Annotated in this window: 9 protein-coding genes; 4 read left to right on the forward strand and 5 right to left on the reverse strand. The window is 59.9% G+C overall.

What is annotated here, in order from left to right; translation table 11 throughout:
- Positions 1-78 precede the first annotated feature (78 nt).
- The 4 genes from ubiE to ACFO24_RS09965 form a co-directional block, all read right to left on the reverse strand.
- Positions 79-810 (reverse strand): bifunctional demethylmenaquinone methyltransferase/2-methoxy-6-polyprenyl-1,4-benzoquinol methylase UbiE, encoded by a 732-nt coding sequence (ubiE, locus tag ACFO24_RS09950; RefSeq protein WP_377738206.1) that lies wholly within the window; start codon positions 808-810, stop codon positions 79-81.
- 36 nt (positions 811-846) lie between these two features.
- On the reverse strand, positions 847-1,263 hold the full coding sequence (locus ACFO24_RS09955) for a gamma-butyrobetaine hydroxylase family protein (protein WP_377738207.1): 417 nt from the start codon (positions 1,261-1,263) through the stop codon (positions 847-849).
- 95 nt (positions 1,264-1,358) lie between these two features.
- A complete protein-coding gene (locus ACFO24_RS09960; protein WP_377738208.1) occupies positions 1,359-1,793 on the reverse strand; it encodes an HIT family protein in 435 nt (144 codons plus the stop codon).
- Positions 1,790-5,683, reverse strand: a complete 3,894-nt coding sequence (locus tag ACFO24_RS09965) for a DUF3683 domain-containing protein (protein ID WP_377738210.1) — start codon at positions 5,681-5,683, stop codon at positions 1,790-1,792. The genes ACFO24_RS09960 and ACFO24_RS09965 overlap by 4 nt, the downstream gene beginning before the upstream one ends.
- Positions 5,684-6,043: 360 nt before the next feature.
- On the opposite strand from ACFO24_RS09965, the gene ACFO24_RS09970 reads away from it, so the two are divergent.
- Together ACFO24_RS09970 and ACFO24_RS09975 are read left to right on the forward strand one after the other, a co-directional pair.
- A complete protein-coding gene (locus ACFO24_RS09970) occupies positions 6,044-7,843 on the forward strand; it encodes a methyl-accepting chemotaxis protein (protein WP_377738211.1) in 1,800 nt (599 codons plus the stop codon).
- 249 nt (positions 7,844-8,092) lie between these two features.
- Positions 8,093-8,641: a bactofilin family protein gene (locus ACFO24_RS09975; protein WP_207574802.1), complete on the forward strand. Its 549-nt coding sequence runs from the start codon at positions 8,093-8,095 to the stop codon at positions 8,639-8,641.
- 2 nt (positions 8,642-8,643) lie between these two features.
- On the opposite strand, the gene ychF is transcribed toward ACFO24_RS09975, so the two are convergent.
- Positions 8,644-9,738 (reverse strand): redox-regulated ATPase YchF, encoded by a 1,095-nt coding sequence (gene ychF, locus ACFO24_RS09980; protein WP_207574805.1) that lies wholly within the window; start codon positions 9,736-9,738, stop codon positions 8,644-8,646.
- A 138-nt stretch (positions 9,739-9,876) separates the two neighbouring features.
- On the opposite strand from ychF, the gene ACFO24_RS09985 reads away from it, so the two are divergent.
- Positions 9,877-11,007 carry an FAD-dependent monooxygenase gene (locus tag ACFO24_RS09985; protein WP_377738212.1) on the forward strand — a complete coding sequence of 377 codons (1,131 nt, stop codon included), beginning with the start codon at positions 9,877-9,879 and terminating at the stop codon, positions 11,005-11,007.
- 86 nt (positions 11,008-11,093) lie between these two features.
- Positions 11,094-11,810, forward strand: a complete 717-nt coding sequence (locus ACFO24_RS09990; RefSeq protein ID WP_377738213.1) for a DsbC family protein — start codon at positions 11,094-11,096, stop codon at positions 11,808-11,810.
- The last annotated feature ends 12 nt before the right edge of the window (positions 11,811-11,822 follow it).

An 11,822-nucleotide genomic window follows, 5' to 3' on the forward strand; every position in this document is an offset into this window, starting at 1 on the left:
ATCGGATGACAGATCTATGCGTTATTGCCCGCGTTGTTGTTTTTTGACGACGAATTCGCATGGGCTTTAAACCGTGTTTCAGCATTTGATGCCGACGTGCAGCGCCACCACCCCGGCGGTCATGTTGTGGTAATCGACGTGGCCAAAACCGGCTTGTTGCATCAGTGCCTTCAATTCCTGCTGACCGGGGTGCATCCGAATGGATTCGGCCAAATAACGGTAGCTGTCGGCATCGCCCGCCACCAGCGAGCCGATGCGCGGCAAGATGTTGAAGGAGTACCAGTCATAGGCTTTTTCCAAAGGCTTAGCCACTTTAGAGAACTCCAGCACCAGAAGTTTCCCACCCGGCTTGAGCACCCGGCACATTTCTTTCAGTGCCGCGTCTTTGTGCGTCATGTTGCGCAGGCCAAAGGCGACGCTGACCAGGTTGAAGTGCTGGTCAGGGAACGGTAGTTTTTCGGCATCGCACACCACCGTGGGCAAAAGAATGCCTTTGTCGGTCAGACGGTCACGGCCCACGCGCAGCATGGCTTCGTTGATGTCGGTGTGTACGACGCGGCCCGTGGTGCCCACTTTTTTGGCGAAGGCCAAAGATAAATCACCTGTACCGCCGGCAATATCCAGCACCTGATCGCCTTCCTTCAAATTGGCGACCATGACGGTGTACGCCTTCCAGGCGCGGTGCAGGCCGCCGGACATCAGGTCGTTCATGATGTCGTACTTGCTGGCCACCGAGTCGAACACGCCACGTACACGGCGGGCCTTGTCGTTTTCATCGACGGTTTCAAAACCAAAATGGGTGCTGCTCATGGGGTACTCGCTTTCATTCGTCGAAGTCTTCAAATCTTAATGGCCACCACAGCCGCCGCTGCCACAACTGTGGCCGCTTTGCTGGCCCGGCATGGGCTGGTCACGGTCTTTGCCGGCAGCGGCCAAGCGGTCCAGGTATTCCTGCCACAGCGCATCTTTTTGCGTGCCCAGGCGGTACAGGTAGTCCCAGGTGAAGATGCCGCTTTGGTGGCCGTCGCTAAAAGTGGGCTGAATGGCGTAGTGGCCCACGGTTTGCAAATCCACGATTTCCACCCCGCGCTTGCCGGTTTGTAGCGTCTCTTGCCCCGGGCCGTGGCCCATGACTTCGGCCGAGGGCGAGTACACGCGCAAGAACTCAAAGGGCAGCGCCAGCACGGTGCCATCGGCGTAGCCCAGCTCCAGCACACGGGATTCAAGCAGAACATCAATCGATTGGGGGATGGGTGTGGTCATGTCTTTACCAAAAAGGGAAGCTTCTGCCGCTGATTAGAACTTGTTTTTAAATACAAAAGTATCTGAAATCATTTGTTTATCAGCGGAAAAAGCTATTATTTTTCATAATATGCCGCAAAAGCCTGCTGCAACGCAGCGTCCACCATGGGCAGCTGCGCCACCACGGCGGCTTCACGCGCGCTATCGCGCGGGCGCTGGGCGCTGGCCCAAACGGGGGCGGGAAAGTGGCTGTCCCAGTCGTAGCGGGCAATGATGTGCCAGTGCAGGTGCGGCACAACGTTGCCCAGCGTGGCCAGGTTGATCTTGGTGGGCTGCAGCTGCTGGCGCAGCACCTGCTCGACCAGCGCCACGGCCTCCATGCAGTGCTGGCGCTGGGCGGCGCTAAGGTCGGAGAACTCGGCCACGTGCGTGTTCCAGACGATGCGGTAGAAGGCAGGAAAGCCCGCCTCGTCAGCACGGATGAGGCGCAGTTTTTCGCCTTGCCAGATGGGCTGGCCGCCCGGTTCCTGGCATAGCACACAGTCGTTCATAGCAGCACCTTCTCGATCCCGCCGTTGTTGGCGCGTTGTACGAATTCGGGCAGCCAGTTTTTGCCGAGGATTTGGTTGCACATTTCGATAACGATGTAGTCCGCTTCCAGCAGGCCGGTCTGCAAGTCGTTGGCGTAGCGCGAAACGCCTTGCAGGCAGCTGGGGCAGCTGGTCAGGATTTTGATGTTGTCGGTGGCACCAACGGCCCCGCTGTCGCGCAGCTGGGCTTCGCCCTTGCGGATTTCCTGCTCCTTGCGGTAGCGGATTTGCGTGGAAATATCGGGCCGGGTCACGCCCAGCGTGCCCGATTCGCCGCAGCAGCGTTCGCTTTTGAGCACCTTGTCACCCACCAAGGCGCGCACGGTCTGCATCGAATCGCCCTGCTTCATGGGGTTGTGGCAAGGCTCGTGGTACAGGTAACCGCCCTGGCCCGCCGGCAAGGTGATGCCTTTTTCTAGCAGGTATTCGTGGATGTCCACAATGCGGCAGCCGGGGAAAATCTGGTCGAACTGGTAGCCGGCCAGCTGGTCGTAGCAGGTGCCGCAGCTGACCACCACGGTCTTGATGTCCAGGTAATTGAGCGTGGTGGACAGGCGGTGAAATTGCACCCGGTTGTCGGTGATCATCTTGTCCGCCTGCTCGTACTGGCCGCTGCCGCGCTGCGGGTAGCCGCAACACATGTAGCCCGGTGGCATCACCGTCTGCACACCCGCGTGCCACAGCATGGCCTGGGTGGCCAGGCCGACCTGGCTGAACAACCGCTCCGAGCCGCAGCCGGGGAAATAAAACACCGATTCCGTCTCAGACGTGGTGGTCTGCGGGTTGCGGATGATGGGGATGTAGTCCTTGTCCTCAATGTCCAGCAGCGCGCGGGCGGTTTTCGTGGGCAGGCCGCCGGGCAGCTTTTTGTTCACGAAGTGGATCACCTGCTCTTTGATGCTGGCCTTGCCCACGGTGGCCGGGGGGCGTTGCATTTGCGGCTTGGCCACGGTTTTGAGCACGTCCACCGCCAGCCGCTGGGCCTTGTAGCCCACGCCGACCACGCCGCTGCGCAGCAACTTGATGGTTTGCGGCTCGGTGGTGTTCAAAAGCGCCATGGCCAGCTTGCTGCCGGGGTTGAAGCTTTTTTTGTCCATCTTGCGCAGCAGGTTGCGCATGTTCATGGACACGTCGCCAAAGTCGATCTTCACCGGGCAGGGCGTAAAGCACTTGTGGCACAGGGTGCAGTGCTCGGCCACGTCTTCAAACTCTTGCCAGTGGTGGCTGGAGATGCCCCGGCGCGTTTGCTCCTCGTACAAAAAGGCTTCCACCAGCAGCGAGGTGGCCAAAATCTTGTTGCGCGGTGAATACAGCAGGTTCGCGCCCGGAATGTGCGTGTTGCACACCGGCTTGCACTTGCCGCAGCGCAGGCAGTCCTTGACCGATTCGGCAATGGCACCAATGTCGGACTGCTGCATGATGATCGACTCGTAGCCCATCAACCCAAAGCTGGGCGTGTAGGCGTTGGTCAGGTCGGCAAACATCAGCGCCTCGCGCGGGGATTCGGCCGGCACCAGCCCGTTTTTCTCGCGAATGAGCTTGCCGCGGTTAAAGCGCCCGTGCGGGTCGATGCGCTTTTTGTAATCGGCAAAGGGCGCGAGTTCTTCGTCCGTTAAAAACTCCAGCTTGGTGATGCCGATGCCGTGCTCGCCCGAGATCACGCCGTCCAGGCTGCGGGCCAGCTGCATGATGCGCGCCACCGCCTCGTGCGCGGTTTGCAGCATGGCGTAGTCGTCGCTGTTCACGGGGATGTTGGTGTGGACGTTGCCATCGCCCGCGTGCATGTGCAGCGCCACCCAGACACGGCCCTTGAGCACGCGCTGGTGGATTTTGTTGAGTTCGGCCAGCACCGGCTGGAAGGCCTGGCCGCTGAAGATGTGCGCCATCGGGGCCTTGAGCTGGGTTTTCCAGCTGGCGCGCAGGCGGTGCTCCTGCAATTCAGGGAACAGCGTGGCCACATTGGCCAGCCAGTCGGCCCACTGGGCGCGCACTTGCTGCACCAGCGCCTGGGCCTGGTGTACGCGGTCTTCGAGCAGCTCGGCGGCAGAGATGCGGTCTTCGCTCTGCCCCAGCGGCAGTTCGCCCTGGGCGAAAAACTCCAGCAGGGCATCGCACAGGGCCAGCTTGTTGCGCAGCGACAGCTCAATGTTGATGCGCTCGATGCCGTCGGTGTATTCGGCCATGCGCGGCAGGGGGATGACCACGTCCTCGTTGATCTTGAAGGCGTTGGTGTGCTTGGAAATGGCGGCGGTGCGCTTACGGTCGAGCCAGAATTTTTTCCGCGCCTCGCTGCTGACGGCGACAAAGCCCTCGCCGCTGCGCGTGTTGGCGATGCGCACCACTTCGCTGGTGACACGGGCCACCTCGTCGGCATCGTCACCCACGATGTCGCCCACCAGCACCATCTTGGGCAACTGGCCGTTGCCCTTCTTGCTCTTGGTGGCGTAGCCCACGGCTTTCAGGTAGCGGTCGTCCAGGTGTTCCAGGCCCGCCAGCAGCACGCCGCTGCGCTTTTGCTCCTCGAACATGTAGTCCTTGATCTCGACGATGCTGGGCACGGCCAGCTTGGCGCTGCCGAAAAACTCCAGACACACGGTGCGCGTGTGCGCAGGCATGCGGTGCACGATCCAGCGGGCGCTGGTAATCAGCCCATCCGTGCCCTCTTTCTGCACACCGGGCAGGCCCGAGAGGAATTTGTCGGTCACGTCCTTGCCCAGGCCTTCCTTGCGGAATTTGTGGCCGGGGATGTCCAAGCGCTCGGTACGGATGGGCGTTTTGCCGTCAGCCTCGAAATACTGCAGTTCAAAGCTGGCCATCTCGGCATCGTGGATCTTGCCCAGGTTGTGGTTCACGCGCGTCACTTCCAGCCACTGCCCGTCAGGCGTGACCATGCGCCAGCTGGCCAGATTGTCCAGCGCCGTACCCCACAGCACGGCCTTTTTGCCGCCGGCGTTCATGGCGATGTTGCCGCCGATGCACGAGGCTTCGATCGACGTGGGATCGACGGCAAAGACAAAGCCCGCCGCCTCGGCCGCCTCGGCCACGCGCTGGGTGACCACACCGGCTTCGGTCCACACCGTGGGCACGGGCTGACTCAGACCGGGCAGTTGCACCATCTCCACCGGGGTGATGGCATCGAGTTTTTCAGTGTTGATGACCACGCTGCGCCAGGACAGCGGAATGGCCCCGCCGGTGTAACCGGTTCCGCCCCCTCGGGGGATGATGGTCAGCTCCAGCTCGATGCAGCCCTGCACCAGGGCAGCCATTTCGGCCTCGGTGTCCGGGGTGAGCACGACAAAGGGGTATTCCACACGCCAGTCCGTGGCATCGGTGACGTGGCTGACGCGGGACATGCCGTCGAACTTGATGTTGTCCTTGTGCGTGAGCTTGCCCAGCGTTTTGCGCACCTGCTCGCGCAGCTGAGCGGCCTGGGCGAACATGCGCTCGAACTCCTGCACGGCGCGCTCGGCGGCTGCGGCCAGCTCGGCCACCAGGGCATCGCGCTCGGCATCTTCTTCGGGGCGGCGGCGCTTTTGCACCTCGGCCATGCGGTGGCGCATGGCCTGCACCAGCTGGCCGCGCCGCTGGCTGCTGTGCAGCAGGTCGTCTTGCAAATAGGGGTTGCGCTGCACCACCCAGATGTCGCCCAGCACCTCATACAACATGCGGGCCGAGCGGCCAGTGCGCCGCTCCGAGCGCAGCAGCTGCAGCACCTCCCAGGCGCGGTGCCCCAGCAGGCGGATGACGATCTCTTTATCGGAAAACGAGGTGTAGTTGTACGGAATTTCGCGCAGGCGGGCAGGCTGTGCGGCAGCTGCCAAAACAGCAGTCTGAGCAATCGGAGCGTTCATGGGATGGGGAGGTGCGAGGGGGCGCAAATTGCAAAAGCGGCCGATTTTAAGCGAGGGGGGAAACGGACCGCGCCCCAGGGGCACGCTCTCAGTAATCCAGTCCAACACTTGTGGTGAGCACAAAGCGCCTGATCGCGGGTTTTTCAGGGTTGTAAAATAATAGTTACAAAACAATGTATCCTTTGCGACAATACGGTATTGAGCCTAATACATCGAAGTAACAGAACGTGGCAGGACAGGCAATCTGAAATGCGCTAACGCGTCAAAAATGAAGGCACCAAGCCAACACATGATCGGCCAACGTGGCCTGCACTTAGCTGCTTCAGCACACCATTTCACCAAACTCCTAGGAAAAGCATCGTGAATTTTTCAAGCATGAAAGTCGGCTCGCGCCTGGCGCTGGGCTTTAGTACCCTTATCGTGATCGGTATCGTGGTGGCTGTATTTGGTCGTATCCAACTAGAGCGCCTCGCAGATGAGGTGCAGCATCTCGTAGATGACCGCATGGTCAAAGTCGAACAGATAACGGAAGCAATCAACAACATCAACCTGATTGCCCATTCAGTGCGCAACATCGCGCTGACCAGCGATCACCAGGAGATGGAAGAAGAAAAAAAACGCATCGATGAAGCCCGCGCCCGAACTGCAGAAATTTATGCGCAGCTGGAAAAATCCATCCACATCCCGGAAGGCCGAGACCTGCTTCAAAAAGTCATTGCCGCAAGCGTCCCCTACTACACCGCAACCGACAAGGCCGTCAGCTTGGGCTTGGCCAATCAAGCCGATGAAGCACGCGAACTCCTAAGAACAGAAAACCGAACCCTCCAGGAAGCGTATTTCAAGGCACTGGAAGATGTGATTGCTTTTCAAAAAAATATCATGCATGCCACGGCCAATGGTGCGCGGGATACTGCTGGCACCACCGGCTTGCTGATGCTGATTGTTGCCGGAGCAGCGACTCTGGTGGGTGTTCTGCTGGCGTGGATCATCACACGCTCCATCACACGTGCCCTGGGCGGCGAACCCAACTATGCCTCCAGCATTGCCAGTGAAATCTCGCACGGCAACCTGGCCGTGGAGGTGCAGGTTGCGGATGGCAACCCAGACAGCCTGCTGGCCAATCTGCGCACCATGCGCGACAGCCTGGCCAAAGTGGTAGCCACGGTGCGCTCGGGCTCCGAATCGGTCGCCGCTGCCAGCAGCCAAATTGCCCAGGGCAACCAAGACCTGAGTGCACGCACCGAGAGCCAAGCCAGCGCCCTGGAAGAGACGGCTGCCAGCATGGAAGAGCTTTCCTCTACCGTCAAACAGAATGCCGATAACGCACGCCAGGCCAACCAGTTGGCACAAAGCGCCTCGACCGTGGCGGTGCAAGGTGGTGAAGTGGTCAGCCAGGTGGTCGATACCATGCGCGGCATCAGCGACAGCAGCAGCAAGATCGCCGACATCATCAACGTGATTGATGGTATTGCCTTCCAAACCAACATCCTGGCCCTGAACGCTGCAGTGGAAGCGGCCCGCGCAGGCGAGCAAGGCCGCGGCTTTGCCGTGGTGGCAGGAGAAGTGCGCACCCTGGCCGGCCGCAGCGCAGAAGCTGCCAAAGAAATCAAGACCCTGATCACCGACAGCGTGAACCGGGTAGAGCAAGGCACGACGCTGGTGGACAAGGCCGGCCAAACCATGAGCGAGGTGGTCTCCAGCATCCGGCGCGTGACCGACATCATGGGCGAGATCAGCGCGGCCAGCAGCGAGCAAAGCGCTGGTGTCTCCCAAGTGGGGGAAGCCGTGATGCAGATGGACCAAGCCACGCAGCAGAACGCTGCCCTGGTCGAAGAAATGGCCGCCGCTGCCAGCAGCCTCAACACCCAGGCACAAGATTTGGTGCAGGCAGTCGCAGTGTTCCAACTGGCGCAAGGCCACGGTGTTACCCGTGCAGCACAGCACGTTTCGCTAGCCCCCAAAGCACCCGCCCACGTGGCCCACAAGCCCATCGCAACACGAGCCAAGCTGCCAGCCACAGCAAACAAGCCAGCCGCATCCAAAAAATCTGCTCCTTCTGCGGCCAAGGTCGCTGCATTGAGTGCGCCTGCGGCTGCCCCCACAGCAGTTGCCAAGACCAGCAAAGCACAGGGCAACAACGACGATTGGGAATCCTTCTGATGGGATCATCGCCCCCTGCGCAGCACGGGGTGATTGATCGCCAACGGCGCTGACATGAAGGACCTGGCCCTGTGATGGCTGGGGGCGGCGGATGAAACGCTTGGCTTGCGCTTACCCTGTATGCAAGCGCAAAGGCTGCAAGCGTGTGCAAGCAATGAGCGCTTTGGTTACTCCTCTTGCAAGACCGTAGCAGTTAGGGCAAGGCTTGGCACCTAGCATCCATGGCTTCTACAAGAAGGCGTTTCCCCCATGGCCGTATCCCCCTCGTTTTTCAGCAAGCGCGAACCTGAGCCCCTGCCATCACGCACCCCCTCCACCAACCAGGCCAGCAGCCCCCCTGCCCTGCCCATCGCCCGCCCAGCCGGGGTGGCATACACCCCAGCCAACGCGCCTACGCCCACCAGCGGCAGCGCAGGTGGAAGCCAACTTACGGTTGGCCCAAACATCAAGCTCAAAGGTGTAGAAATTACCGACTGCGACACCCTGGTGGTTGAAGGCACCGTCGAGGCGACCATGGACTCACGCGTCATCCATATCGCGGAAGAAGGCGCATTTCGAGGGGCAGCGGAAATTGATATTGCCGAAATTTATGGCCGTTTTGACGGTGACCTGACCGTGCGCGACAAGCTCATGATCTTCGGCACAGGCCGCGTCAGCGGAAAAATCCGCTACGGCAAGCTGGTGATCGAAGAAGGTGGCCAGCTCAGTGGCGAAATTGCCGTGGGCTCCAGCAGCAAGCCACACTTAAAAACCAGCCCTGCTCCCGGCACTGTGGCTGTGCCAGGAGGGGCTGCGTAGCCTTAGACGTTGAATAAAAAATTGAGTACATCGCCATCTTTAACGATGTACTCCTTGCCTTCTGCCCGCATCTTGCCGGCATCTTTCGCACCTTGTTCGCCCTTGTAGGCAATGAAGTCATCAAACGCAATGGTTTGGGCACGGATAAAGCCACGCTCAAAATCACCGTGAATGACACCGGCTGCCTGGGGGGCTGTGGCACCCACACGCACGGTCCAGGCACGCACCTCTTTTACACCGGCGGTGAAATAGGTTTGCAAGCCCAGCAACTTAAAGCCTGCACGAATCAGGCGATTGAGGCCGGGCTCTTCCAGGCCCAGCTCTTGCAGGAACATATCGCGGTCTTCGTCTTCCATCTCAGCCATTTCGGCTTCGATCTTCGCGCAAATTGCCACTACGGGCGCACCTTGTGCATTGGCATAGTCTGTCAGGCGATCGAGCAAAGGATTGTTAGTAAAGCCATCTTCCGCGACGTTGCCGACAAACATGGCCGGTTTGGCCGTAATCAGGCAAAAAGGCTTGAGCAAAGGGGCATCTTCCTTGGAGATAGGAACCACGCGTGCGGGCTTGCCTTCGTTCAGTGCCGCCTGAATCGGCTCCAGCAAAGCCACCAACTTGGCCGCATCCTTGTCGTTGCCCGAGCGGGCGGCTTTCGAGTAGCGGTTCAGCGCTTTGTCCACCGTGGCCAAATCGGCCAAGCACAACTCGGTTTGAATCACTTCGATATCAGAAATCGGATCCACCTTGCCGGCCACGTGAATCACATTGGGGTCTTCAAAGCAGCGCACCACGTTCACGATGGCATCCGTTTCACGGATATGGGCCAAAAACTGGTTGCCCAACCCCTCACCCTTGCTCGCACCAGCCACAAGACCGGCAATATCGACAAATTCCACAATCGCCGGAACGATGCGCTCAGGGTGAATAATTTGCGCCAACTGCTGCAGCCGAGGATCGGGCACTTCCACCACGCCAGTGTTCGGCTCAATGGTGCAAAAAGGGTAGTTCTCTGCCGCAATACCTGCCTTGGTCAAAGCATTAAACAGGGTGGATTTACCCACATTGGGCAAACCGACGATGCCGCACTTGAGACTCATACAACTTCCTTAGAAAAAACGAGGGCAGCTTGTTGCTGCCCTCAAAATTAGCCTTGATTGTAATAAAGGCGCTGCCCTGCGCAAAAACAGCGCCGCGCTGCAGGCTTTTGCCTCCTGTTGCGCTCCTACAATCGCGCCATGGCCCAACATTTTGATATTTGCATTCGTGGCGCTGGCATTGTTGGCCGCGCTTTAGCCTTGCTTCTCGCCCGAGAGCGTTTGCGCGTGGCGTTGGTCGCTGCGCCACAAACTGCATCTAAAACCCAGGATGTGCGCGCCTACGCACTCAATGGCGCATCGAAACAACTCCTGGACAGCCTGCGCGCCTGGCCCGACACGCAGCACGCCACGCCCATCCAGCGCATGCACGTGGTGGGCGATGGCAACAGCCAAGTGCAGTTCGATGCCCAAGCGCAAGGCGCTGAAGCCCTGACGTGGATTGTCGATGTGCCGGCGCTGGAACAACGCCTGGCCGATGCTGTGCGCTACCAGCCGCTGATTGAAGTGGTCGATGCCCCCGTCGCTGCACCCCTGACGGCCATTTGCGAAGGCCGTGCCAGCAGCACCCGGGCCGAATTGGGTGTGGAATTTGACATCACCCCCTACCCACAAACGGCCATTGCCACCCGCCTGGACTGCGCCCAGCCCCACCACCAGGTGGCCCGCCAATGGTTCAGCCCCCTGGGCATTTTGGCGTTTTTACCGCTCGGCGGGCCGCAGGGCAGCAGCGTGGCGGTGGTGTGGTCAGCCCCCAAAGACATCGTGCCGCAATGGCTGGAGGCCGAGCCTGCAGCCTTTTGCGAGATGCTTGGCAGCATCAGCCAAGGGGTCTTGGGCGAACTGCACCTGCAAGGGCCACGCATGGCCTGGCCCCTGCAGCACGCCATGGCCCAGCGCTGGTGTGGCAGCTTTCCGGCCCATAGCCCGCTGCCTGGAAGCTGGGTGCTGGTGGGCGATGCGGCGCACAACGTCCACCCCTTGGCCGGCCAGGGCTTGAACCTGGGCCTGGCCGATGTGCAAACCCTGGGCCAATTGCTGCAGCAGCGCAAGGACTGGCAAAGCACGGGCGACTTGCGCCTGCTGCGCCGCTACGCCCGCACGCGCCAGGCCGCCATGCTGCCCATCAGCCTGGCGATGGATGGCATCCAGCAGCTGTTTGGCCGCACCGAGCCCAGCCTGCAAGTGCTGCGCAACTGGGGCATGAACCAGTTTGAGCGCTGCACCCCTCTCAAGCACTGGATCACCCAGCAAGCCATGGGCCTGCGCTAAGGCGCTTTTGCCCCCTGGAACCTTTGCCACCCCCCGGCCCCTAACGGCGCTTTACCGTATTGACCTTTGCACACTGGAATCCCCACATGAAGTTGCTTGCCACTGCCGCCACAGCTATGTTTGCCGTCCTGACCCTGGGCCAGGCTTTTGCGGCCAGCCCGGAAGACACGATTCGCCAAACCCTGAACGAGCGCATCCCCCAACTGACCAAGATTGACGAAGTGCGCACCACCCCCATGCAAGGACTGTATGAAGTGCGCGTGGGCACCGATGTGTTTTATACCGATGCCCAGGGCAACTACCTGATCCAGGGCGAGTTGATTGACACCCAGGCCCGGCGCAACCTGACTGAAGACCGGATCAAAGCACTAACTGCTGTCAAATTCAGCGATCTTCCATTAAACGATGCCATCAAAGTGGTACAGGGCAAAGGCGAGCGGCAAATCGCTGTCTTTGCAGACCCCAATTGCGGTTATTGCAAACGCTTTGAACGCGATATGCAAAGCGTGGACAACGTGACCATGCACGTCTTTTTAATCCCCATCCTCAGCCCCGATTCGGTAGAAAAATCGCGCAACATCTGGTGCGCCAAGGACCAGGCCAAGGCGTGGCAGGATTACATGCTCAAAGGGGAAAAATCCACGTCTGCCACCTGCGACACCAAAGCACTGGAGCGCAACCTGGCGTTTGCCCACAAGTACAAAATCACTGGCACACCGACCATTGTTTTTACTGACAACACCCGCGTACCAGGTGCAATCTCAGCCAAAGATGTTGAAAAGCGCTTAAGCTCGGCTAAATAACTTCATCATCAT

Origin of the sequence: Comamonas denitrificans (assembly GCF_042654745.1) — a bacterium.
Classification (GTDB): Bacteria; Pseudomonadota; Gammaproteobacteria; order Burkholderiales; family Burkholderiaceae_C; genus Comamonas; species Comamonas denitrificans.